The sequence below is a fragment of the Escherichia sp. KTE31 genome, assembly GCF_000407925.1.
GTDB classification, from domain to species: Bacteria; Pseudomonadota; Gammaproteobacteria; order Enterobacterales; family Enterobacteriaceae; genus Escherichia; species Escherichia ruysiae.
Window position 1 is genome coordinate 1,140,633 of sequence record NZ_KE136726.1, and the last position, 22,609, is coordinate 1,163,241.

24 protein-coding genes and 1 other annotated feature are annotated in these 22,609 nt (G+C 52.0%); of the genes, 6 read left to right on the plus strand and 18 right to left on the minus strand.

Features of this window, described 5'->3' with window-relative positions; genetic code table 11:
• Positions 1-160: 160 nt before the first annotated feature.
• The 6 genes from uhpC to ivbL all read right to left on the minus strand — a co-directional run bounded on the left by uhpC (position 161) and on the right by ivbL (position 5,847).
• Positions 161-1,480, minus strand: a complete 1,320-nt coding sequence (gene uhpC, locus WES_RS00425) for an MFS transporter family glucose-6-phosphate receptor UhpC (protein WP_010350496.1) — start codon at positions 1,478-1,480, stop codon at positions 161-163.
• Between the two features lie 9 nt (positions 1,481-1,489).
• Positions 1,490-2,998 (minus strand): signal transduction histidine-protein kinase/phosphatase UhpB, encoded by a 1,509-nt coding sequence (gene uhpB / locus WES_RS00420; RefSeq protein WP_010350494.1) that lies wholly within the window; start codon positions 2,996-2,998, stop codon positions 1,490-1,492.
• On the minus strand, positions 2,998-3,588 hold the full coding sequence (uhpA, locus tag WES_RS00415; protein ID WP_000633679.1) for a response regulator transcription factor UhpA: 591 nt from the start codon (positions 3,586-3,588) through the stop codon (positions 2,998-3,000). Before uhpA ends, uhpB begins: the two co-directional genes overlap by 1 nt.
• Positions 3,589-3,661: 73 nt before the next feature.
• Positions 3,662-3,952: an acetolactate synthase small subunit gene (gene ilvN, locus WES_RS00410; protein ID WP_001181709.1), complete on the minus strand. Its 291-nt coding sequence runs from the start codon at positions 3,950-3,952 to the stop codon at positions 3,662-3,664.
• A 3-nt stretch (positions 3,953-3,955) separates the two neighbouring features.
• A complete protein-coding gene (ilvB, locus tag WES_RS00405; protein WP_000168415.1) occupies positions 3,956-5,644 on the minus strand; it encodes an acetolactate synthase large subunit in 1,689 nt (562 codons plus the stop codon).
• Positions 5,645-5,748: 104 nt separating this feature from the next.
• Positions 5,749-5,847: an ilvB operon leader peptide IvbL gene (gene ivbL, locus WES_RS00400; RefSeq protein ID WP_016159932.1), complete on the minus strand. Its 99-nt coding sequence runs from the start codon at positions 5,845-5,847 to the stop codon at positions 5,749-5,751.
• A 564-nt stretch (positions 5,848-6,411) separates the two neighbouring features.
• Between ivbL and tisB the strand changes: the two genes are divergently transcribed.
• Together tisB and emrD are read left to right on the plus strand one after the other, a co-directional pair.
• Entirely contained in the window at positions 6,412-6,501 is a 90-nt protein-coding gene (tisB, locus tag WES_RS00395) for a type I toxin-antitoxin system toxin TisB (protein ID WP_000060506.1), read from the plus strand.
• A gap of 297 nt (positions 6,502-6,798) precedes the next feature.
• Positions 6,799-7,983 carry a multidrug efflux MFS transporter EmrD gene (gene emrD, locus WES_RS00390; RefSeq protein ID WP_016159931.1) on the plus strand — a complete coding sequence of 395 codons (1,185 nt, stop codon included), beginning with the start codon at positions 6,799-6,801 and terminating at the stop codon, positions 7,981-7,983.
• Positions 7,984-7,989: 6 nt separating this feature from the next.
• On the opposite strand, the gene WES_RS00385 is transcribed toward emrD, so the two are convergent.
• Genes WES_RS00385 through WES_RS00375 form a run of 3 tightly spaced genes read right to left on the minus strand, consistent with a single transcriptional unit; the run spans position 7,990 to position 9,183 of the window.
• Entirely contained in the window at positions 7,990-8,487 is a 498-nt protein-coding gene (locus tag WES_RS00385) for a radical SAM protein (protein ID WP_000148079.1), read from the minus strand.
• Entirely contained in the window at positions 8,484-8,846 is a 363-nt protein-coding gene (locus tag WES_RS00380; protein ID WP_001285299.1) for a DUF202 domain-containing protein, read from the minus strand. The genes WES_RS00385 and WES_RS00380 overlap by 4 nt, the downstream gene beginning before the upstream one ends.
• Complete coding sequence (locus WES_RS00375) at positions 8,836-9,183, minus strand: YidH family protein (RefSeq protein WP_000703956.1); 348 nt, start codon at positions 9,181-9,183, stop codon at positions 8,836-8,838. Before WES_RS00375 ends, WES_RS00380 begins: the two co-directional genes overlap by 11 nt.
• Before the next feature lie 107 nt (positions 9,184-9,290).
• Between WES_RS00375 and yidI the strand changes: the two genes are divergently transcribed.
• A complete protein-coding gene (yidI, locus tag WES_RS00370) occupies positions 9,291-9,740 on the plus strand; it encodes a protein YidI (RefSeq protein WP_000352014.1) in 450 nt (149 codons plus the stop codon).
• A gap of 66 nt (positions 9,741-9,806) precedes the next feature.
• Here yidI and WES_RS00365 read toward each other — a convergent pair whose 3' ends face one another.
• The 3 genes from WES_RS00365 to ibpA form a co-directional block, all read right to left on the minus strand.
• Complete coding sequence (locus WES_RS00365; protein WP_016159930.1) at positions 9,807-11,468, minus strand: putative transporter; 1,662 nt, start codon at positions 11,466-11,468, stop codon at positions 9,807-9,809.
• Positions 11,469-11,663: 195 nt separating this feature from the next.
• A complete protein-coding gene (gene ibpB / locus WES_RS00360; protein WP_001243431.1) occupies positions 11,664-12,092 on the minus strand; it encodes a small heat shock chaperone IbpB in 429 nt (142 codons plus the stop codon).
• Positions 12,093-12,203: 111 nt separating this feature from the next.
• The gene (gene ibpA, locus WES_RS00355) at positions 12,204-12,617 is read right to left on the minus strand and encodes a small heat shock chaperone IbpA (protein WP_001243437.1); all 414 of its coding nucleotides are present in this window, start codon (positions 12,615-12,617) and stop codon (positions 12,204-12,206) included.
• Positions 12,611-12,683, minus strand: a sequence feature (ROSE (Repression Of Heat Shock gene Expression) occurs in the 5'-region of heat shock genes and acts as an RNA thermometer to modulate expression.). It overlaps the preceding gene by 7 nt.
• A gap of 238 nt (positions 12,684-12,921) precedes the next feature.
• On the opposite strand from ibpA, the gene WES_RS00350 reads away from it, so the two are divergent.
• Positions 12,922-13,254: a YceK/YidQ family lipoprotein gene (locus WES_RS00350; protein ID WP_064732606.1), complete on the plus strand. Its 333-nt coding sequence runs from the start codon at positions 12,922-12,924 to the stop codon at positions 13,252-13,254.
• Here the strand turns inward: WES_RS00350 and WES_RS00345 are convergent, their stop codons facing one another.
• On the minus strand, positions 13,255-14,469 hold the full coding sequence (locus WES_RS00345; protein ID WP_010350484.1) for a YidR family protein: 1,215 nt from the start codon (positions 14,467-14,469) through the stop codon (positions 13,255-13,257). It abuts the gene before it with no gap.
• 100 nt (positions 14,470-14,569) lie between these two features.
• Here WES_RS00345 and cbrA point away from each other — a divergent pair, with 100 nt between their 5' ends.
• Entirely contained in the window at positions 14,570-15,673 is a 1,104-nt protein-coding gene (cbrA, locus tag WES_RS00340) for a colicin M resistance lipid reductase CbrA (protein WP_016159928.1), read from the plus strand.
• Positions 15,674-15,726: 53 nt separating this feature from the next.
• Entirely contained in the window at positions 15,727-16,383 is a 657-nt protein-coding gene (locus WES_RS00335) for a YidX family protein (RefSeq protein WP_016159927.1), read from the plus strand.
• Positions 16,384-16,426: 43 nt separating this feature from the next.
• Here the strand turns inward: WES_RS00335 and yidA are convergent, their stop codons facing one another.
• The 5 genes from yidA to dnaN form a co-directional block, all read right to left on the minus strand.
• Positions 16,427-17,239 carry a sugar-phosphatase gene (yidA, locus tag WES_RS00330; RefSeq protein ID WP_000985555.1) on the minus strand — a complete coding sequence of 271 codons (813 nt, stop codon included), beginning with the start codon at positions 17,237-17,239 and terminating at the stop codon, positions 16,427-16,429.
• 114 nt (positions 17,240-17,353) lie between these two features.
• Positions 17,354-17,752: a YidB family protein gene (locus WES_RS00325; RefSeq protein ID WP_016159926.1), complete on the minus strand. Its 399-nt coding sequence runs from the start codon at positions 17,750-17,752 to the stop codon at positions 17,354-17,356.
• A 239-nt stretch (positions 17,753-17,991) separates the two neighbouring features.
• Positions 17,992-20,406 (minus strand): DNA topoisomerase (ATP-hydrolyzing) subunit B, encoded by a 2,415-nt coding sequence (gene gyrB / locus WES_RS00320; RefSeq protein WP_000072052.1) that lies wholly within the window; start codon positions 20,404-20,406, stop codon positions 17,992-17,994.
• Between the two features lie 28 nt (positions 20,407-20,434).
• Positions 20,435-21,508, minus strand: a complete 1,074-nt coding sequence (recF, locus tag WES_RS00315) for a DNA replication/repair protein RecF (RefSeq protein WP_000060089.1) — start codon at positions 21,506-21,508, stop codon at positions 20,435-20,437.
• The gene (gene dnaN / locus WES_RS00310; RefSeq protein WP_000673456.1) at positions 21,508-22,608 is read right to left on the minus strand and encodes a DNA polymerase III subunit beta; all 1,101 of its coding nucleotides are present in this window, start codon (positions 22,606-22,608) and stop codon (positions 21,508-21,510) included. Before dnaN ends, recF begins: the two co-directional genes overlap by 1 nt.
• Position 22,609: the final 1 nt, after the last annotated feature.

A 22,609-nucleotide genomic window follows, 5' to 3' on the forward strand; every position in this document is an offset into this window, starting at 1 on the left:
TTTAGCTGCATGTATTCCTGCAACTTGAATTAATTGGGGAAAGAATTAATGAATGATGGCATTGTAAAAATCAGCAGCCAATCAGGCCTGAGATAGTGTCCAGGCAAAACCTGGAAAATTTCTTAGTTTTGCCGGATATGAGGTAAAAAGGTGAGATGTATCACGCTTCGCGGGGTGCCTGAGCATTCAAAAAGGGCAGTAATAGCAAGGCCGAAATCCCGGCGGCAATAGAGATAACCACAAAAAAACCGCTCCAGTGCCAGGTATCGAGCACTTTCGCCAGTGGCCAACCAGCAAGCGACGCTCCCAGGTAAGCAAACAAGCCGACAAACCCCGTCGCCGCCCCTGCCGCTTCTTTGTGGGAACACTCTGCCGCCGCCATACCGATTAACATCTGTGGGCCAAAAACAAAAAAACCAATGGTGAAGAAGCAAGTCGCCTGCATCACGTAGCTGGCAAAAGGCATCAGCCACAGCGAGCCGACTGAAAGCAAAATCCCGGCGGCGAAAATCAAATTCATCGGCCCACGATTACCATTAAATAGTTTGTCCGAACCCCAACCGGCAACCAGCGCACCGATAAATCCGCCCAGTTCAAACATCGTCACTGCTGTATTCGCCGTGACCAGATCGACGCCAAGCGTCTCGGACATGTACAAGTTGCCCCAGTCGTTGATCGCTGCGCGAACCACGTAGACCAGCACGTAGCAGAACGAAAGCAACCAGATATACGGATTCAGCAACACATATTTGGTGAGGATCTCTTTACGCGTCAGCCCTGCTCCTTCCTGCTGCTGGGCAACCTCCAGCGCGTCGTGCCGCCATTCGCCGACCGCCGGTAAACCTAATGCCTGCGGGCGATCGCGCAATCGCCAGCAGAGAAAAATCCCCACAACTATCGCCATACAGCCGGCAACCATCATCCCGATACGCCAACTGTAATGCAGCGCGACTGCCGCCATCACAATAGGGATTAACGCGCCGCCAACGTTGTGCGCCGTGTTCCATAACGCCCACCAACCGCCGCGCTCGGTACGTGAATACCAGGCGGTTAACAGCCGCGCACAAACTGGCGAACCCCAGCCCTGGAAAAAAGCGTTCAACACCCAGAGCACGGCAAACGCCCATAGCGAAGTGGAAAATCCAAACAGAATGTTGATGATGCCAGTCGCAATAAGCCCCATCCCCATAAAATAACGCGCATTTGAGCGGTCGCTGACAATGCCGGAAACAAACTTCGACAAGCCGTAGGTGATGTAAAACAGGGTTGCTAACAGGCCGATATCGCTACGACTTAGCACGCCAGTGGCGAGGATTTCCGGCATCGCGGCGTTAAAACTCTTACGCGTGAAATAAAACAGCGCATAGCCCAACCAGATTGTCAGCAAAATATGCCGACGCCAGTAGCGATAGCGGGCATCAATTTCACGTTTATCGCTTATCAGCGGCGCGTCGGCAGGCGCTTTCAGGAACTGCAACATCATCAAGCCTTACACATAACGTTGGGGTAGAGAGACACTGACGCGCGTGCCGTGCAGACAAGATATGGTCAAGGTGCCGCCCAACGCCGTTACGCGCTCGCGCATTCCGGTGAGACCAAAACCGTGTTGACCTGAATCTGGCGGCAAACCGCTACCATCGTCGTCAATCACCAGCATCAATCGCTCATCCTGCTGCCAGCCTTGCAGCGTGACCGCACTGGCATCGGCATGTTTCACAATGTTGTTCAGCCCTTCCTGGCAGACTCGAAACAGCGTCACACGCTGGTTTTCACTTAATGCTGATTCATCTATCCGCCATTCGAGATGACTGACAATGCCGCGACCTTCCAGCTCCATTTCTCGCATCAGTGAACGGATAGCCTGCTCCAGGGTGAGATCATCCAACTGGCGCGGACGTAACCGCCCTAACAAGCGGCGCACCGCGTCGTAAACTCCCAGCGACAGTTGTTCGATTAACTGCCCGCTCTGCTTCACGCTGGCGTTATCTGCCGCCAGCCGCTGAACAATGCCCGCCTGAGTACGAATGGCGGTGATAGTCTGACCGATATCGTCGTGCAGTTCACGCGCCACATCGCGGCGCACGCTCTCTTCGGTTTCCAGCAAACGTTCGGCAAGATGCTGATTGCGTGCCAGCTCCTTTTGTAGCGACTGGTTAAGCTCACGCAGTCGCTGAATACCTGCACCAAGTAACAGCCCCGTCAAACTTTGCACCAGAAGCGAGAGCAATAAATCTACCGGATGATCGCGCCATGTCTGGCTGGCAATCAGCGCAATGGCATTCATCAACGTCGCAATCAGCGCCCCTTGCCAACCATAGTGCCAGGCCAGAGCGATAATCGGCAGCGCCAGGCAGAATGGCGTAAAGCGCGACAGTTCGTTCGGCAACCCCAGTTGCAGCCAGAGGCTGATAACAAACAGCAGCAAGTACCAAATCAGATGCCGCCCGCGCCAGTTTATCGGCTGAGAAACCAGCGACGGCCCCAGCGGCAGCCAGGTGTTATTCGCCAGGTAGTGCCAGAACACAAGGCAAACAGGAGCCAGCGTCAGACCACCAGTTAAGGTTAATAACAGCGCGTTCCACGATTCGTTACCATACCCGTGCCAAAGCCAGGGCAGCGACTGTAACAACGCTGCCGCCGTCAACGCAGCCCCCTGTAACAACAATGTGCGCCAGTCGCGCTGATGGCGAAAGCGGGAAATCAACGCCACGGGCAGTAACGTCAATAAACTACCGATCATCAATAACGGAAAATGCGTTAACCCGACAGCCTGCGTCAGCCAGTAAATCAGCAGCCATTCCGCGCCCAGCAACACGGGCCAGTATCCACGCGGGCATTGCAACATCAGCCCCAGTCGCAGACCAAACGGAAACAGCAATACCGCCAGATCCGGTCGTTCAACCAGATGCAGGCTAATACTCCACAGGCAAAACCATGCTGCAGAGAAGATAAAAAAGCAGGAAATTACAGTATTTAAGCGGGAGAAAAATGTCTTCATCACCAGCCATCAAACATGCGGCGAGCCAGTTCAACATCGTTACTGACGCCCAGTTTGTCCATCAGATTAGCGCGATGTACGTGCACAGTTTTCGGCGACAAGCCCAGTTCAGCGGCAATCTCTTTCACCGCCATCCCTTGCGCCAGCTTTTCCGCCACCTGACGTTCGCGTTTGGTCAGCGGATCCTGGCGACCGGATGCCAGTTTAATGGCGATATCTGGCGTCAGATAACAGCCGCCCGTGGCAACGGTATGCACCGCAGCGATCAGTTCGTCCGGGCTACAGCGTTTGGAGAGAAAGCCGCGTGCGCCCGCATTGAGCGCCTGTTCAACCAGCGCCGGACTGTCATGAACGGAGAGCATAATCGTCGCCATACCTTTTGGAAGCTGGCTTAATAACTCCAGTCCGGAAATATCCGGCATGGAGATGTCGCAAATACACACCTGCACACCGCGCCCTGGCAACCCGGTCAGCGCCTCGCGCCCCGAACCAAACTCGGCAACTACCTGCAAATCAGGTTCCAGCCCCAGCAACTGCGCAAAGCCGGAGCGGACGATAAGGTGATCGTCTATAAGGGCAACGGTTATCATGGTCTTGTCCTGGCGGGTAAAAAAAACGCGCTTACCTTAACGATAAGCGCGCCGCTGTTCAAGCCTTGAGCGGTTACTGAAAGAACACAGCAATCTTGTTAAACATGGTCGGGTCGGACTGATTACGCTGCACTTTTACCACATCTTCCAGTTTGTCGATCTGGCTTATCATCTGCTCCAGCCGCTGATCATCATTCACCAGTAGCCAGATATGGCTTTTGTCGCTGTCCTGAACAGGCAGACAGAGAATGCCTTCAACGTTAAAGGCGCGGCGGGCAAAAAGCCCACAAACATGCGTCATTACACCAGGATGGTTGCGAACGGTGAGTTCCAGAATCACGTTGTCATGAGTTGTATTTTGCATGGTTTATTCCCCCACCATTTCAGTATTCGCCGCACCTGGCGGCACCATCGGGTAAACTTTTTCTTCCGCATCAATCCGTACATGAATCAGTGCCGGACCAGGGCGATTAATAATTTCTTGCAACGCGGCCTGCGGATCGGCTTCATTATTCAAATCACACGTTTCGAGGCCGAATCCGGCGGCAATCTGCATAAAATTGATTTTGCCCGGATAGGTAGCGGCAAAAACACCCTGCTTGTAGAACAGACTTTGTTGCTGATGCACCAGCCCCAGAGCTTCGTTGTTCATCAGAATGATTTTGACATCAAGCTGGTTTTCGCTGGCGGTGGCCATCTCCTGAATATTCATCATCAGACTGCCGTCACCGGAAAAACACAACACTTTGCGATCAGGGTTCGCCAGCGCCGCGCCAATCGCCGCAGGCAGACCAAAGCCCATCGTTCCCAGCCCGCCAGAGGTCAGCCACTGACGTGGACGATTGAGCGGATAGGCCTGCGCCGTCCACATCTGATGTTGACCAACATCGGTGGTAATAATCGCGTTGTCATCCACGCAGGCGGCAACGGCATTAATCAGGCCGTAATGTGTTAAGGGATCGCACGCTTTTGGAATTGGACACGGGTATTCGCGCTGTAAATCAGCCACCAGTTGATGCCACTCTTCTCGCGGCTGGGCTTCCACCTGCGGGATCAGTTGCGCCAGCACGTCATCGACATCCGCCTGAATCGCTACATGCGGTTGCTTCACTTTACCCAGCTCTGCGCGGTCGATATCCACATGGATGATTTTGGCGTTCGGACAGAACTCCTCGGTTTTGCCAATCGCCCGGTCATCAAAACGTGCTCCGAGAACAATCAGCAGATCCGCCTCCTGCAAGATATAGTTGGTGCTGCGCACGCCGTGCATCCCCAGCATACCCAGCGACAGTGGATGCGCTTTTGGCAACATGCCCAGCGCCATTAAGGTCATAGTGGTGGGCAATTGCGCTTTCTCTGCCAGTTCACGCACCCGCTCAGGTGCGTTGATCACACCGCCGCCCAGATAAAGTATCGGACGTTTGGCAGCGTTAATCATCGCTGCCGCATCACAAATACTCTCTTCGCTAAAGGCGGGTGCGGCGGCTTTTTCTGCCATAGCCGGCTGTTCTTCAATCTCAAAAACCGCTGTTTGCACATCCTTAGGAATGTCTATCCACACCGGGCCAGGACGGCCTGATTGCGCAATGCGGAAGGCATCGCTCATGACCTGCGGGAGTTCTTCGATATGCCTGACCAGATAGTTATGTTTGGTGATGGGGATAGAGATGCCGTAGGTATCGACTTCCTGAAAGGCGTCGGTGCCAATCATCGAGGCCGGAACCTGACCGGTGATGCAAATCAGCGGGATGGAGTCCAGCCGCGCATCGGCAATGGCGGTCACCAGGTTAGTCGCCCCCGGCCCACTACAGGCCATGCAAACCGCTGGTTTGCCGTCGGTACGCGCCATCCCCTGGGCGATAAATCCCGCGCCCTGTTCGTGACGAGCCAGAATATGGCGGATTTGCGTGCTTTGGCTTAAGGCGTCATAGACAGGGAGAATCGAGCCGCCCGGTATCCCCGTCACAATCTTAATGCCCTGCTGTTCCAGAAAATGAACGATAAATTCTGCGCCGGTAAAACGCTTGCGTGTCGATGTTATGCCCGAACTTGCCATGCTCCAGTCCTTTTCTTTTGAGCCGACTTTCCGGGGGTGCTTAAACGAAAAACCCCGCCCGGTTTGCGCCGGCGGGGTTTTGGAATCGTGTGTTGTTCCAGTCCCTACGGCGCATTGCCGACGACCACCACCACACGCACGACGACCACTGCGGCGGATGGCGCAGTTGGTAGTAGTTTTGCGTTGAGCATGGAAATAGTCATTGGGGACCTTGTTGGTTTTGTGTTTAACAATATTTATACAAGCACAGGTTTACAGGGGAGACAATGGAAAAATTTTCATCAAGGGAAAATTGAGGGATTGATCACGTTTTGTACTGAAATCGCGGGTAACAAAAAACCCCGCCGGAGCGAGGTTTCGTCAGCCGCTCGCGGCTGGTAACCGCAAAGCACACTGTATTATGTCAACACTGAAAGTATACGTGTTCCGCGTAGAACACGCAATTTCGGCACGAATTTTGACTTATTTAGCGCATAGTTGAGTATCGATCACAGTTTGCGTTTTGTCTAAAAATTACTGTTTATTTATACAGTGCAATTCTATAATATCACTGTACGCAATGTGTTATGCGGGGGCCGCATCGTTACCCGGCGCACTAAGTCCTGGCTGAAACGGGTGGTGCCGTCAGCGCCTTAACCCCGCGTGAGCACACTGTGTTATGTCAACAGCACAACGTTTCTCCTTGAGATACCGCGTGCACAACAGCCGACCACAGGCAGCGGAAAGGTACGTCGGCTGGTAGTGCTCCTGAACCACAGGAGACGCGTATGAGCCTGGTGGATATCGCCATTCTTATCCTCAAACTCATTGTTGCAGCACTGCAACTGCTTGATGCTGTTCTGAAATACCTTAAGTAATTCAGATTCAAGCCGCACTAAAGGGGAGCGGGAAACCGCTCCCCTTTCATATTCTGCTTGCAAATGGGTGTCGGATGCGATGCTGATGCATCTTTTCCGACCTACAGAATTTATTTAAGTCAAAGTCCCTTCCGGCAACATTTATTGCCGCTTTTGTTTATATATTCTGCCGTTTTTCTTATTACTATTCCTCATATATATCTGGCTAACATTTATCAATGTGATAGATTTCTCTCCCGCATTTATTCGAATGCGTAGTAACTTATTCTAAATATATTTTTATAAGCGTCTGTGATAATGAAAAGGCATAGAAACGTCAATTTATTATTGATGTTGGTATTACTCGTGGCCGTCGGTCAGATGGCGCAAACTATTTATATTCCTGCTATTGCCGATATGGCGCGCGATCTCAACGTCCGTGAAGGGGCGGTGCAGAGCGTAATGGGCGCTTATCTGCTGACCTACGGTGTCTCACAACTATTTTATGGCCCAATTTCCGACAGGGTTGGTCGTCGCCCGGTGATCCTCGTCGGAATGTCCATTTTTATGTTAGCGACGCTGGTTGCGGTCACCACCTCCAGCCTGACGGTATTGATTACTGCCAGCGCAATGCAGGGGATGGGAACCGGTGTCGGTGGTGTGATGGCGCGTACATTGCCGCGTGATTTGTATGAACGGACACAGCTACGTCACGCTAATAGCATGTTAAATATGGGTATTCTGGTCAGCCCTTTGCTCGCACCATTAATTGGCGGCCTACTGGATACCATGTGGAACTGGCGAGCCTGCTATCTGTTTTTACTGGTGCTTTGTGCTGGCGTGACCTTCAGTATGGCGCGCTGGATGCCAGAAACGCGCCCTGTCGATGCGCCGCGTACGCGTCTGCTCACCAGCTACAAAACGCTCTTTGGAAATGGCGGTTTTAACTGCTATTTACTGATGCTGATTGGCGGTCTGGCAGGGATTGCCGCCTTCGAAGCCTGTTCTGGGGTGCTGATGGGCGCAGTATTAGGACTGAGCAGTATGACGGTCAGTATTTTGTTTATTCTGCCAATTCCGGCGGCATTTTTCGGTGCATGGTTTGCCGGACGCCCGAATAAACGGTTCGCTTCGTTGATGTGGCAGTCCGTTATCTGTTGCCTGCTGGCAGGACTGATGATGTGGCTCCCCAGTTGGTTTGGCGTGATGAATGTCTGGACGCTGCTCGTTCCCGCAGCACTGTTCTTTTTCGGTGCCGGGATGCTATTTCCGCTGGCAACCAGCGGCGCGATGGAGCCTTTCCCCTTCCTGGCGGGCACGGCTGGCGCACTGGTCGGTGGTCTGCAAAACATTGGTTCCGGCGTGCTGGCGTCGCTCTCCGCGATGTTGCCGCAAACCGGTCAGGGCAGCCTGGGGTTATTGATGACCTTAATGGGATTGTTGATCGTGCTGTGTTGGCTGCCGCTGGCGACGCGGATGTCGCAGCAGGGACAGCCCGTTTAACTCACCTCACCACAGCATCGTCATCAACTCCACTGGAGAACGATGCTGCTTTATCAAGTCGCGCATTACCCGCATGTGCGGCGCGGAGTGGGAATAAAAAGCCTGATAGCCAGCACAAAGTACCTTGCCCGACTGACCATCCCTGGCATGAGGGCACAGGAGATACCAGTCACACTCCTGACAGCCCCGCCGTGGTTGTTGGCTGTCGTTCCCGCACCATTTTTGCAGCGTGACATCAAAAAGCTCGATTGATATACGACTGATATCTGTCCGCACCCAACACTCGAACAGGGCGATTAAAAATTGTCCCCATAACTCGGTTGTCACCGACGCTGCCGTCAGCTCGCCCCGGTCATCAAATTCTATATGGGGAATGAGTTGCACGGCGCGGATGCCCCTCTGTTTGAAATTCTGATAAAAATCATCTGGTTGTAATGCATCTTTATACTCTACAACCAGTTTATGCCTGTCCTCTTTAGCATCTATAACCTGACTTCCTGTCATGTGATTCTCTCAATTAATACGATAAGTTGGTGTATATGCGTAACAGCAAACAGTATTGCGAGAGATAACACCGCGAGGGAGATCATAAATTTGTCACGGATTACGCAAATTTGGGAAAAATCGCTATTAACCACATCCATTAAATTACGATTTCGTGTATAGCGCCAGAGGATTAGTGCCACAAAGGCGAGGATGCCAATAGAAATCCAGAACAATATGCCTGACTGATGCCAGTTGTGTTTGATGGCCAGCGCCATCAACGCGCCATAGCCCAGCATGGTGCGAAACCATGCCAGCGATGTGCGTTCCGGCTGAAGGCCAGGGTCGGCAATCCGTCTGGCTTTGCGGCTATCCGACATACAATACCAGTCCCATAACGATCACCGCCACGATCATCAATATTAAGCTGATGATTAATAAGCTGTTGGTGTAGGGTAAATCTTCTTTCAGACGCATCGCTTTTTCATTGCGTAACCAGCGCAAGTAACCATACATTGCCAGTCCGCCAGAAAATAAGCATAGCAATAACGCCAGCAGCTCGCGAATGACTGGCGTGGCGAAATCCGGCGCAAGCTGATCCAGCCCCACACCTGCTGCCAGAAACCCTAATGCAGTACGGATCCACGCCAAAAATGTACGCTCATTAGCCAACGAGAAGCGGTAATCGGGTGCTTCACCGAGGCGGGATATTTTCATTATGGCTCCTTTGCAATTTCACAATAGTGATGTTTTATCCGTCTATTTTTAGGAATTTCGGTCGATGTTTTCTTGATATGCTTTGCCATCCGCTACAAGGAGGTCAGATGGATATCTTAGCGCAAAATAAAATCAGTTCACTGGGTATGCTGTTCGGTGCCATCGCTTTAATGATGGGCATTATCCACTTTTCCTTCGGCCCTTTTTCCGCACCGCCGCCAACGCTTGAAAGCATCGTGGCGGACAAAACGGCTGAAATTAAAAGAGGTCTTCTCGCTGGAATAAAAGGTGAAAAAATTACGACAGTGGAGAAAAAAGAGACGCCTGATATCGATAAAATCCTCGATCAAGGCGGCATCGCACTGGCCATTGCCGCGCTACTTTGCGCATTTGTTGGCGGTATGCGTAAGGAAAATCGCTGGGGCATTCGCGGCGCTCTGGTTTTTGGCGGCGGGACACTGGCTTTCCATACCTTGCTTTTTGGTATCGGCATCATCTGCGGTCTTCTGCTGATATTCCTGATCTTTTCCTTCCTGACCGGCGGTTCACTGGTTTAAGCGGCTCGGTGGTGTTCTGAAATGCCGGGTGGAGTGCCGTTTACGGCAACTCCACCCGCAAAAGAATTAACCGATACTCCAGAAAAGCACCGCAAGTAACTGTGGTGTGATAATGCGCAGGAACATGACTAACGGATACACCGTGGCGTAAGAGAGTGCCGCCGCACCGCTGGTAGGATGAAGATTATTGGCAAACGCCAGCGCCGGAGGATCGGTCATAGAGCCAGCCAACATCCCGCACATGGTCAGATAATTCATTTTGGCTAACATCCGCGCCAGAATGCCGACTGTAATCAGCGGAATTGCAGTGATCAGGGCACCATAACCAATCCAGCTTAGCCCTTCACCATTGACCAGGGTATCGACAAAATCGCCGCCGGATTTCAGACCCACTACCGAGAGGAACAGTACGATCCCCAGCTCCCGCAGCGCCAGGTTGGCGCTTGGCGGCATAAACCAGTAAAGCTTGCCGATACTGCCGATACGCCCAAGGATCAGCGCCATAATCAGCGGCCCCCCAGCCAGCCCCAGCTTCAATGCCGCCGGGAATCCAGGCACAAACACGGGAATGGAGCCTAACAACACGCCAAGACCGATACCAATAAACACCGGTAACATCTGAACCTGTTGCAGTTTTTGCTGCGCATTACCTAATACATTGGCAACGGCATCAATAGCAGAAGGCCGCCCCACCAGGTTGAGGATATCGCCAAATTGCAGGCTAATATCGCCACTGGCGACCAGTTCAACCCCGGCACGGTTCAGGCGCGAGATAACAACGTCATAGCGTTCTTTAAAGTGCAGGTCGCGAATACGTTTACCGAGCACATTTTCATTGGTGACCACCACGCGTTCGACGCGCAAATCGGTGCCTTTCGTTGATAGCGAAGTATCCACCTCCTGACCAATCACCAGTTGTGCATTATGCAAATCCGCAGGCTGTCCCACCAGATGCAGCAAATCGCCAAGTTGAATAACGGTCTCTGGCGAAGGCACTTTTAGGGTTTCTTCTCGTTTCAATCGTGAGCAGATAACTTTATCGCCATTAAGAATCGGCACATCTTTAATGGCTAAATTATGCAAATTAGGGTTCTCAACACGGATGTTAATCGTCCTGATTAGCGCACCGCCGTTGGTTCGCGTGGACTCGTGCTGCTGGGCCTCAGTCTCAACATTGACGCGGAAAATAACTCGCAGCATCCACATGGTGAACAAAATCCCACAAATGCCGAATGGATACGCCATCGCGTAACTCATCCCCATCTGATCGACCATCTCCATCGGTGTGCCGAGATCGCGTAAGATTTGCTGACCTGCCCCCAATGCTGGCGTATTGGTGACCGCGCCAGAGAAAATCCCCAGCACCACAGGCAGTGGAATATCGAAAAGTTTATGCAGGATAGCGGTAACCAGACCGCCGATAATGACTATCAGAACAGCAAACAAGTTGAGGCGTAACCCGGAGACGCGCAATGAGGCAAAGAAGCCCGGCCCCACCTGAATCCCGATGGTATAAACAAACAGGATCAGGCCAAATTCCTGGATAACATGCAGCATATCGCTACTTAATGTCATCCCAGCCTGAGAAACGAAATGGCCGACGATGATCCCACCAAACAGCACGCCGCCAATGCCTAATCCTATGCCGCGAAACTTGACGTTGCCGATAAACAAACCGACAACCGCCACCAAAGCCAGAATACTGACTGTTAATGCTATATCACTCATCGTCCATTTCTCTTGAAATAACATTTTAATTACCAGGGATTATGGCTGAATCGGTGAAGCAGATTTGCCTTATGGCGCACATTATCACGGGAAAGAGAGTGCCGGAACATCTTAACCTGGCGAAAATTAATACAGAGTTGGAGATGGTAGATAAAAAAAGCCCCACCAGACTGGCGGGGCAAAAAGAATAGCTAATTAGCTATTTAACGCGGGACGTTCGCTGATAGCGATACGCTGCGCTGCGATGGGTTCAGGCTCATTACGAATTAAATCAATATGCAGCAAACCATTAACGAAGGTTGCGCCAGAGACCTCCATATTTTCAGCCAGCGTAAAGCTCAGGCTAAACGGCTGATTCATAAGCCCTTGATGCAGCCATTTCTTCTCTTCTTTTGGCTGCTCAGGCGTGCCTTTTACGCTCAGGCGCGTACCTTCCAGTTGAATCTCTAAATCTTCCTGACGGAAACCAGCCAACGCCAGAGTAATGCGGTAGTGGTTATCGTCGCTTTTCTCAATGTTGTACGGCGGGAAGCTCTGGCTTTCACCGGCGTTTTGCAATGCGTTGGCCAGTTTGTCAAAACCGATCCATTGACGCATCAGTGGGGATAAATCGAAGTTACGCATAGTCATTTCTCCTTCTAAGAAGCGAGTAAGTACCTGCAAATCCGAAGATTCGCATATGCTCCCTGACGGCGAGCATGGAAATGTCAGGCCGCGCCTGGCGGCCTTAGGGAATTAGTTGATTTCGATACGGCGCGGTTTTTTCGCTTCCGGGATCACACGTTCGAGATCGATATACAGCAGACCATTTACCAGGTTAGCACCACGAACATGAATGTTCTCGGCTAACTGGAATTTGCGTTCAAAGTTGCGTTCAGCGATGCCCTGGTACAGATAGGTGCGCTCTTTTTGTTCGTCAGCATGAGCACCTTTCACCACCAGCAGATTGTCCTGGGCGGTAATTTCCAGTTCACTCTCAGCAAAACCCGCGACTGCGATAGCAATGCGGTAATGGTTTTCGTCTACCAGTTCAACGTTATACGGAGGGTAGCCACCATTACTCTGGCTCTGGTTGTTTTCTAAGTGGTTAAACAAACGGTCAAATCCAATAGCAGAACGGTAAAGCGGGGATAAATCAAAGTTACGCATAATCAATAGCTCCTGAAATCAGCGAGAATATAAGACCTTCCACAATGGACAGGTCGGGTAGCCAGAACACCCATCAGGCGCGTTCTCATCAGCTACGGTATAAAAATGGGTCTGGATATGCACTTTTCAAGCCTTTCCAACGGACTTTTTTTTGCAGTTTGTGGTCTATTGCATAGACTGGAGGACAGCACGAAACGTTAAAGTGCGATAGCCGCCACAGTGCGACATGATGATGATGTTATTTTCGGCAAGGGATCGCTATAACACATCATGCCAACACCCACGATTAACAGATGAATTTATTATGATAAGAAATGTGTTGTTAGCGTCCATGATATGCAGCGGAATGACATTACTCGGAGGATGCTCCAGCGTAATGTCCCATACCGGAGGTAAGGAGGGAACGTATCCCGGCACCCGCGCTAGTGTCACCATGATTGGCGATGACACGACAAACTGGGGAACCAAATCGCTGGCGATTCTCGATATGCCATTTACCGCAGTCATGGACACACTTTTGCTGCCGTGGGATGCGTTCCGCAAAGACAGTTCGGTGCGCTCGCGCGTGGAAAAAAGCGAAGCCGATGCGCAAGCCATCAATGCCGTCATTCCACCAGCCAGAATGCCAGCGAACTGACTAGCGACCCGTTTCGGTGATCCACAGCTGACCTGCTTCCATCCACGCCAGCCATTTACCGTCCGGCGAGAAGACCACGGCGTCTGCCGAAGGTGGGTTGGCGTGATTATCAGTTAAATACTCAACCTCGCCACTTTGCGCATGGGCACAAGCAATCCGATTATCCAGCACAAAGCCCAACCATTCTCCTGACGGATGCCAGTTAAATGCAGACTGAATATCCGTTTTGTTATGAGTTAACTGGCGCGGCTCACCGCCCTTTGGCGAGATAAGCCACAGTTGCACAATGCCGTAATCATCGCGCATTAAAAACGCGATTTGCGTTCCCTGCGGGTTACAGCGTACCCAGTGGCGCGGGACGTTGACTAACCCCGGATAAGTCCGATGGTGTGTAAAGGTTAAACGTCGCTGCACGACGCCGCGCGGTGGCGCAGGCAGGGTTGTTTCCGTTCCGCTTAACGGCGCATCACTTGTTGCTTTCCAGCCTGTTTCATCTTGCGGCAGCTCAACAATAAACAGCTCCGGCACTTTCTCGCCCTTTTGCGAAAGCGTGTCGCCAATAAACGCCAGTGCGTGGTTTCCTACCCATCCTTCTTCATAAGCGCGATTGATTTCATCACTGCCAGGCTGCGGCGTGGGCGTAGTTTTACTCACCAGCACGCACCAGTGGCTACCGCTGTATTCACGCGGATGCTGCTTTTGTACGTTGACCGGGCCAAACGGTGACGCCACCCCGACGTTTCGCAAATCCAGCGCCGAATCAAGTTCATGCATTACATGGTCGTTATAAGTAAAACTCACCATTTCACCGTTCGGGCTAAAAACATGCACATGGCTGCCGCCGCGTAGCGCCCCTGGAGTGTACGGAACGGTAATATCCATTGCATCGAGATTACTCACTTTGCCGCCTTCAGCAATCACACCCCGACGGTGATGGAAATCGTAATGCCATGTTTCATCAGGATTTTCAGGACCGTGGATGAAGACATATTTCTCTGACTTCGGATGAACGGTCACCACGCCGACGTGTGCGCCCTGTGACGCCCGGTAGATAACCTCGACCTCGCCGGTATGGATATTCACGCGCTCAATGGTCTCGCCGGTAAACGACGCGCCAGAAGGGCGCACATCAAACACCAGCCACTGGCTGTCGGGTGTCCAGGTATTGGTATTGGTGAGCAAGTGATTTCGTGAAGCGTTGGTGAGTTGTTTCATGGCGTGATCCTGATACAAAACGGTTCCCGCCATCATACTTCACAAGGACTTCACTTTCAGACAATAGTCTTTTGCCATCGTGATGAATGTGAGTAAAAAGATGGAACATTTCGACGTGGCGATTATTGGCCTCGGCCCGGCAGGTTCGGCGCTGGCGCGGCAGTTAGCAGGCAAAATGCAGGTCATCGCGCTGGATAAAAAGCACCAGTGCGGTACTGAAGGTTTCAGCAAGCCTTGTGGCAGTCTGTTGGCACCGGACGCACAGCGTTCTTTTATTCGCGATGGACTGACGCTTCCTGTCGATGTGATCGCCAATCCGCAGATTTTCAGCGTCAAAACCGTCGACGTCGCCGCATCGCTCACGCGTAACTACCAACGGAGCTATATCAATATTAATCGCCATGCTTTCGACTTGTGGATGAAGTCACTGATCCCCGCCAGCGTTGAGGTTTACCACGACAGCCTGTGTCGAAAAATCTGGCGTGAGGATGATAAATGGCATGTCATTTTTCGCGCAGACGGCTGGGAGCAGCATATTACCGCCCGCTATCTGATCGGTGCCGATGGTGCCAACTCGATGGTGCGGCGACATCTCTACCCGGATCATCAGATTCGTAAATATGTCGCTATCCAGCAGTGGTTCGCAGAGAAACATCCGGTGCCGTTCTACTCCTGTATCTTTGATAATGCGATAACGGACTGTTATTCATGGAGTATTAGCAAAGACGGTTATTTTATCTTTGGCGGAGCCTATCCGATGAAAGACGGTCAGGCGTGTTTCGCGGCGCTGAAAGAAAAAATGAACGCCTTTCAGTTCCAGTTTGGCAAAGCGGTGAAAAGCGAAAAATGCACGGTGTTATTTCCCTCACGCTGGCAGGATTTTGTCTGCGGTAAGAACAACGCCTTTCTTATTGGTGAAGCGGCAGGATTCATCAGCGCCAGCTCGCTGGAGGGGATTAGCTATGCGCTGGACAGTGCGGAAATACTGCGTTCGGTGTTACTGAAGCAGCCAGAGAAGCTCAATGCCGCTTACTGGCGCGCCACCCGCAAATTGCGTTTAAAACTCTACAGCAAGATATTAAAAAGCCGATGCCTGACTGCACCTGCCTTAAGAAAGTGGATTATGCGCAGTGGTGTGGCGCATATTCCGCAGATGAATTGCGCCGGGCACTATTCTGAAAGCAGGATGCTTTATCCTAAATAAGTGAAAAGAAAGGTATGCTTTCAGCTGTTTCATTGTTGTTTAAAGGATTAATCATGAGCTTGAATTTTAAGGGATTTTTTAAGGCTGCCAGTGTATGTTCTTTGGCATTCGTGTTGACCGGATGTATCACCTGGGGGTTGGTTTCCAATACCGCAAGCCGTCCACATGCCCAGCAATGGCGGTCAGACACGATTAAGGGGTTATCGCTGGCTGAAGACAGTAACGGAACGAAAGGCTATGTTTTTGTTGGCGAATCTCTGGACTACCTGTTGACCACCGGCGGCGGTGAGGTGGTTAAAATGCTGAACGATCCGGCAATTCATGGCGAAAGAATCACCGTTTCCGATAATGCGAAATTTATTTTAAGCAGCAGTGATACGAATTTTTCTGGTGCAATAACGCTCTATTACGACTGGGATAACGAGGAAGATAAAGCACTGGCGACACAATATGGTTTTGTGTGTGATTCTCAGCGTTGTACATGGATGCTGGACGGCCTGAAAGGCTCTATCCACCAGAAAAATAAAAAAGCGGATTACTCAAATGTGATGGTTTTCCATCAGCCCTTTACGGTGGGATTTTATGAGTACAAAACAACAAATGGCGTCCCGCGCGGACTCGCTAATGCGCTGCTGCCAGTCACCATTACGCTGGATATTGTGACTTCACCACTCCAGTTCCTGATTTTATGCACGACCAGAAATTGTTAATCGCTGCGGGCAAACACATTTATGCTGTTTGCCCGCCCATTGATTAATTCAGCACATACTTTTCGATTGCAAACGCCACGCCATCTTCAAGGTTGGATTTGGTGACAAAGTTTGCCACTTCTTTCACTGACGGGATGGCGTTATCCATCGCCACACCAACGCCTGCATATTCAATCATTGCGATGTCGTTTTCCTGATCGCCAATCGCCATAATTTCTTCCGGCTTAATGCCCAACACTTCCGCCAGCGATTTCACGCCGGTGCCTTTATTGACGCGTTTATCGAGGATTTCGAGGAAGTACGGTGCACTTTTCAGCACGGTGTATTTCTCTTTTACTTCCTGCGGAATGCGCGCGATGGCCTGGTCGAGGATGGCGGGTTCATCAATCATCATCACTTTCAGGAACTGGGTGTCAGGGTTCATTTTCTCCGCTTCGCAGAATACCAGCGGAATGGTGGCCACAAACGACTCATGCACCGTGTAGTAACTGATATCGCGGTTGGCGGTGTACAGCGTGGTGCGATCCAGCGCGTGGAAGTGAGAACCGACTTCACGAGAGAGTTTTTCCAGGAAACGGTAGTCGTCATAGCTGAGAGCGGTTTGCGCTACGGTGCTACCATCAGCGGCCTTCTGCACCAGCGCGCCATTGTAAGTAATGCAGTAGTCGCCCGGCTGTTCCATATGCAGTTCTTTCAGGTAGTTGTGAACGCCTGCATAAGGACGCCCTGTTGTCAGCACAACATTCACGCCACGGGCGCGAGCTGCGGCAATCGCATTTTTAACGGCAGGTGAAATGGTGTGATCGGGCAGCAGAAGGGTGCCATCCATATCGATAGCAATGAGTTTGATAGCCATGAGTTCCCCAGGTAGATTGTTTCCTGACCCATGCTAACGCGATTGCGCTCAAAAATCAGTACAACACCGGAGGGAAAACGGGGATGCAACGCGCGTTGCGTGCTCCCCTTTTGCTTAGCGGAAAAGTTTTCCTTTCAGCAGTTCCATCCCTGCGGAAAGCAAATCGTTATTGGCTTGCGGCGAAACTTCGCCCTGCGGCGAGAGGGCATCAATAATCTTTGGCAGTTGCTCTGCCAGCAAGCTGGAAGCCGTACTGGTATCTACACCCAGTTTTTGCCCGAGATCGGACACCGCATTTGTGCCGAGCGCCGACTCCAGTTGTTCTCCGCTCACCGGTTGATTACTTTGTTGGTTACTCAACCAGGATGTGAGAATGGCACCTAAGCCGCCACTTTGCAGTTTTTCCAGCAGCACCTGAATGCCGCCCTGCTCCTCAACCCAACTTAAAATCGCCTGATATTTCCCCGCATCGCCTTTCAGAAAGGCACCGACAACTTCATCAAAAAGCCCCATGATAATCACCTGTAAAGCGTTACGTGTTGACTCAAAAAGTATAGTTCTGCGGGATGATAATTGCGGATTGCAGAAATAAAAAGGGCGGAGATAATCTCCGCCCTCTTCTTATAGCTTCTTGCCGGATGCGGCGTTAACGCCTTATCCGGCCTACAAAATCATGCAAATTCAATACATTGCAGGAGTCTCGTAGGACTGATAAGCGTAGCGCATCAGGCACGCTCGCATGGTTAACGCCATTAAATATCGATATTCGCCGCTTTCAGGGCGTTCTCTTCGATAAACGCACGACGCGGTTCTACGGCGTCGCCCATCAGCGTGGTGAACAGCTGGTCGGCGGCAATCGCATCCTTAACGGTAACGCGCAGCATACGACGGCTTTCCGGGTCCATAGTGGTTTCCCACAGCTGTTCCGGGTTCATCTCGCCCAGACCTTTATAACGCTGGATGGAGAGGCCGCGACGGGACTCTTTCACCAGCCAGTCCAGCGCCTGCTCGAAGCTGGCTACCGGCTGACGACGTTCACCACGTTCAATAAACGCATCTTCTTCCAGCAAGCCACGCAGTTTCTCGCCCAGCGTGCAGATACGACGATATTCGCCGCCGGTGATAAACTCGTGATCCAGCGGATAGTCAGTATCCACGCCGTGGGTACGCACGCGAACAATCGGCTCGAACAGGTTTTTCTCGGCATTGGTGTGGACATCAAACTTCCACTGGCTGCCGTGCTGTTCTTTGTCGTTCAGTTCGCTGACCAGCGCGTTCACCCAGCGGGTCACAATCTGCTCGTCAGAGAGATCCGCTTCCGTCAGCGTCGGCTGATAGATAAGCTCTTTCAGCATTGCTTTCGGATAGCGACGTTCCATGCGAACGATCATTTTCTGCGCCGCATTGTACTCCGACACCAGTTTTTCTAACGCTTCGCCAGCTAAAGCTGGTGCACTGGCGTTGGTATGCAAAGATGCACCATCCAGAGCGATAGAAATTTGGTACTGATCCATCGCTTCATCGTCTTTAATGTACTGCTCTTGCTTGCCTTTCTTCACTTTGTACAGCGGCGGTTGAGCAATGTAGACATGACCGCGTTCGATGATTTCCGGCATCTGACGATAGAAGAAGGTCAACAGCAATGTACGAATGTGCGAGCCGTCGACGTCCGCATCGGTCATGATGATGATGCTGTGATAACGCAGTTTGTCCGGATTGTATTCGTCACGACCGATACCACAACCAAGCGCGGTGATAAGCGTCGCCACTTCCTGGGAAGCAAGCATCTTATCGAAACGGGCTTTCTCAACGTTGAGGATTTTACCCTTCAGCGGCAGAATCGCCTGGTTCTTGCGGTTACGCCCCTGTTTTGCAGAGCCGCCCGCAGAGTCCCCTTCCACAAGGTACAGTTCAGAAAGCGCCGGGTCGCGTTCCTGACAGTCCGCCAGTTTGCCCGGCAGGCCAGCTAAGTCCAGCGCGCCTTTACGACGAGTCATTTCACGGGCGCGACGCGCAGCTTCACGCGCACGGGCAGCATCAATGATTTTGCCGACCACGATTTTCGCGTCAGTTGGGTTTTCCAGCAGGTATTCTGCCAGCAGTTCGTTCATCTGCTGTTCTACCGCCGATTTCACCTCAGAAGAAACCAGTTTGTCTTTGGTCTGGGAGGAGAATTTCGGGTCTGGTACTTTCACAGACACAACCGCAATCAGCCCTTCACGCGCATCGTCGCCGGTGGCGCTGACTTTGGCTTTTTTGCTGTAGCCTTCTTTGTCCATGTAGGCGTTCAGGGTACGGGTCATCGCCGCACGGAAACCTGCCAGGTGAGTACCACCGTCACGCTGCGGAATGTTGTTAGTAAAGCAGTAGATGTTTTCCTGGAAGCCATCGTTCCACTGCAATGCCACTTCGACGCCGATACCGTCTTTTTCGGTGGAGAAGTAGAAGATATTCGGGTGGATTGGCGTTTTGTTCTTGTTCAGATACTCGACAAACGCCTTGATACCACCTTCATAGTGGAAGTGGTCTTCTTTACCATCACGCTTGTCTTTCAGGCGAATGGAAACGCCGGAGTTGAGGAACGACAACTCACGCAGACGTTTCGCCAGGATTTCATATTCGAACTCGGTCACATTGGTGAACGTTTCGAGGCTCGGCCAGAAACGTACCATAGTGCCGGTTTTATCGGTATCGCCGGTAACCGCCAGCGGTGCCTGCGGTACACCGTGTTCGTAGATTTGACGGTGAATTTTACCTTCACGCTGGATAACCAGCTCCAGTTTTTGCGACAGGGCGTTTACTACCGAAACACCAACGCCGTGCAGACCGCCGGACACTTTATAGGAGTTATCGTCAAATTTACCGCCTGCGTGCAGGACGGTCATGATCACTTCCGCCGCCGATACGCCCTCTTCCGGGTGAATACCGGTCGGAATACCGCGCCCGTCATCCTGTACGGAGACAGAGTTATCGGCGTGAATGGTGACGATAATTTCTTTACAGTGACCCGCGAGCGCTTCGTCGATAGCGTTATCTACCACCTCGAATACCATGTGGTGCAGACCGGTGCCGTCATCCGTGTCGCCGATATACATACCAGGGCGCTTACGCACCGCATCCAGCCCTTTCAGGACTTTGATACTGGAGGAGTCATAAGAATTCGACATCAACGTTTCTCGCTCATTTATACTTGGGTTAATCCGTTATTTTACCCTTTTCCACGGTAAACATCTTCGAATTTTCGTCCGACATGTCTATAACGTGTTCAGCACTGATCGCACTGACAAAGACCTGTGATTGCGTCGCTTTTAAGCGGCTGGCAAGCAGTCCGCGACGCTCATCATCAAGCTCAGAGGCAAAATCATCTATCAGGTAGAGACACCGCCGCCCGCTTTCACGGGTGAGGAACTCTCCTTGCGCCAGACGTAAGGCGCACATCAGCAGCTTTAGCTGCCCACGCGATAAGGTATCTTCCACCGGCGCACCGTCGGCGCGAATGCGTAAGTCCGCTTTGTGCGGGCCGTGCGCGGTGTAGGTTAGCTGGCGATCGCGTTCAAAATTACGTTCCAGCACCTCAGCGTATTCTGTCTCTTTCTCCCAGCCGCGCTGGAAAGAGAAAGTCAGAGAAAACTCAGGGAGAAATTGCTTACAGGTATCGGCCATATCAGCCGCGATACCGGCGCTATACTCCGCGCGCCAGGTGCTGATTTGCTCCGCCAGCGGGATCAGTTCTTTATCCCACGGGCGTAGCTGTTCGTAACGTGTCACCTGGCGCAGCGCCGCATTGCGCTGCTTGAGCAAACGCTTGAGATTGCTCCAGGCGGTGAAAAATCCGGGTTCGTTGTGAAAGCATCCCCAGTCGAGGAATGCTCTTCTGTATTTGGGGCCGCCGTTGAGTAAAGTAAACCCTTCTGGCGTTATCAGTTGCATCGGCATCAGGTGCGCCAGCTCCGCAACTTTATGCCCGTCAGTACCATCGATGCGGACTTTGCTGTCGCCCTGTTTATCTTTGGTTAAACCAATTGCCGTCTCGCGCTCTTCACCCTGTAATCGCCCGTGGAGAATAAACGCCTCCTGCTCATGGCGAATGACGCGACCAATCTGCAAACTACGAAACGCCCGACCGTGACCGAGCGTATAGATGGCTTCCAGCACGCTGGTTTTGCCACTGCCGTTGGCACCCACCAGAAAGTTAAAGCCAGGAGATAAAGCGAGATCCGCGTTTTCGATATTGCGGAAATCGCGGATCAACAAGCGGGTGAGGGACATTACAGTCTCATTGGCATGACAACATAAGCCGCGCTCTGGCTGGCGGCATCTTCAATCTGCACGCTGGAAACCGAATCGGTCAGCATCATGCGCACGTTTTCGCATTTCAGTGCGTTCAGAACATCCAGCACATAGCTGACATTAAAGCCGATTTCCATCTCTGCGCCGCTGTAGGTGACGTCGAGGATCTCTTCCGCTTCTTCCTGTTCCGGGTTATTGGCGGTGATTTTCAATTGATTTTCACTGACATACAGGCGCACACCACGGAATTTCTCGTTAGAGAGAATTGCCGCACGAGCAAACGCCTGCTTGAGGAGATCGCAGCCTGCTTCCAGATGTTTGTCCGGGTTCTTCGGCAGAACGCGACGGTAATCCGGGAAGCGACCATCCACCAGTTTGGAGGTGAAAATAAAGTCGCCAACGTGAGCGCGAATGTTGTTGCTGCCAATTTGCACGCGCAGCGGATTGTCGCCGCCGTCGAGCATACGCATTAGTTCAATCACGCCTTTACGCGGCACAATCACCGAATGGCTCGGCAAAGACTGACCAATCGGCATTGAGCAGACCGCCAGACGGTGACCGTCGGTCGCCACGGTGCGCAGCTCTTCACCTTCGGTTTCGAACAGCATACCGTTTAAATAATAGCGAACGTCCTGATGGGCCATGGAAAACTGGGTCGCTTCAATCAGACGCTTCATCGTCGCCTGCGGCAGGGTAAATTCAACTTCACTCTGCCAGTCATCGAGGTTCGGGAAATCTGCCGCAGGCAGGGTAGACAGCGAAAAACGGCTACGCCCGGAGCGCACCAGCATCCGTTCACCTTCCAGCTGCACGGCGATTTCCGCGCCTTCAGGCAGACCACGGCAGATATCAAAGAATTTGCGCGCCGGAACGGTCGTCGCCCCTGGTTCGTGCGGCTGAATCAGCGCAACACGTGCCACCATTTCCATCTCGAGATCAGTACCGGTCAGCGACAACGTACCGTCAGCAACCTGTAACAGCAGATTACCGAGAATCGGTAGCGTAGGACGACCACCTAACGGACCGCTCACCTGTTGTAGCGGTTTTAATAAATGCTCACGTTCTACGGTAAATTTCATA

Bases quoted from the DNA above. Each gene is read 5' to 3' on its own strand.
- WES_RS00345 (WP_010350484.1), bottom strand. From the start codon at position 14,469: ATGAAACAACTCACCAACGCTTCACGAAATCACTTGCTCACCAATACC.
- WES_RS00375 (WP_000703956.1), bottom strand. From the start codon at position 9,183: ATGAAAATATCCCGCCTCGGTGAAGCACCCGATTACCGCTTCTCGTTG.
- gyrB (WP_000072052.1), bottom strand. From the start codon at position 20,406: ATGTCGAATTCTTATGACTCCTCCAGTATCAAAGTCCTGAAAGGGCTG.
- WES_RS00380 (WP_001285299.1), bottom strand. From the start codon at position 8,846: ATGTCGGATAGCCGCAAAGCCAGACGGATTGCCGACCCTGGCCTTCAG.
- ilvB (WP_000168415.1), bottom strand. From the start codon at position 5,644: ATGGCAAGTTCGGGCATAACATCGACACGCAAGCGTTTTACCGGCGCA.
- uhpB (WP_010350494.1), bottom strand. From the start codon at position 2,998: ATGAAGACATTTTTCTCCCGCTTAAATACTGTAATTTCCTGCTTTTTT.
- uhpC (WP_010350496.1), bottom strand. From the start codon at position 1,480: ATGTTGCAGTTCCTGAAAGCGCCTGCCGACGCGCCGCTGATAAGCGAT.
- emrD (WP_016159931.1), top strand. From the start codon at position 6,799: ATGAAAAGGCATAGAAACGTCAATTTATTATTGATGTTGGTATTACTC.
- ibpA (WP_001243437.1), bottom strand. From the start codon at position 12,617: ATGCGTAACTTTGATTTATCCCCGCTTTACCGTTCTGCTATTGGATTT.
- ilvN (WP_001181709.1), bottom strand. From the start codon at position 3,952: ATGCAAAATACAACTCATGACAACGTGATTCTGGAACTCACCGTTCGC.
- ibpB (WP_001243431.1), bottom strand. From the start codon at position 12,092: ATGCGTAACTTCGATTTATCCCCACTGATGCGTCAATGGATCGGTTTT.
- WES_RS00325 (WP_016159926.1), bottom strand. From the start codon at position 17,752: ATGGGGCTTTTTGATGAAGTTGTCGGTGCCTTTCTGAAAGGCGATGCG.
- WES_RS00335 (WP_016159927.1), top strand. From the start codon at position 15,727: ATGAGCTTGAATTTTAAGGGATTTTTTAAGGCTGCCAGTGTATGTTCT.
- WES_RS00385 (WP_000148079.1), bottom strand. From the start codon at position 8,487: ATGACAGGAAGTCAGGTTATAGATGCTAAAGAGGACAGGCATAAACTG.
- uhpA (WP_000633679.1), bottom strand. From the start codon at position 3,588: ATGATAACCGTTGCCCTTATAGACGATCACCTTATCGTCCGCTCCGGC.
- tisB (WP_000060506.1), top strand. From the start codon at position 6,412: ATGAGCCTGGTGGATATCGCCATTCTTATCCTCAAACTCATTGTTGCA.
- WES_RS00350 (WP_064732606.1), top strand. From the start codon at position 12,922: ATGATAAGAAATGTGTTGTTAGCGTCCATGATATGCAGCGGAATGACA.
- ivbL (WP_016159932.1), bottom strand. From the start codon at position 5,847: ATGACTATTTCCATGCTCAACGCAAAACTACTACCAACTGCGCCATCC.
- recF (WP_000060089.1), bottom strand. From the start codon at position 21,508: ATGTCCCTCACCCGCTTGTTGATCCGCGATTTCCGCAATATCGAAAAC.
- WES_RS00365 (WP_016159930.1), bottom strand. From the start codon at position 11,468: ATGAGTGATATAGCATTAACAGTCAGTATTCTGGCTTTGGTGGCGGTT.
- yidI (WP_000352014.1), top strand. From the start codon at position 9,291: ATGGATATCTTAGCGCAAAATAAAATCAGTTCACTGGGTATGCTGTTC.
- dnaN (WP_000673456.1), bottom strand. From the start codon at position 22,608: ATGAAATTTACCGTAGAACGTGAGCATTTATTAAAACCGCTACAACAG.
- cbrA (WP_016159928.1), top strand. From the start codon at position 14,570: ATGGAACATTTCGACGTGGCGATTATTGGCCTCGGCCCGGCAGGTTCG.
- yidA (WP_000985555.1), bottom strand. From the start codon at position 17,239: ATGGCTATCAAACTCATTGCTATCGATATGGATGGCACCCTTCTGCTG.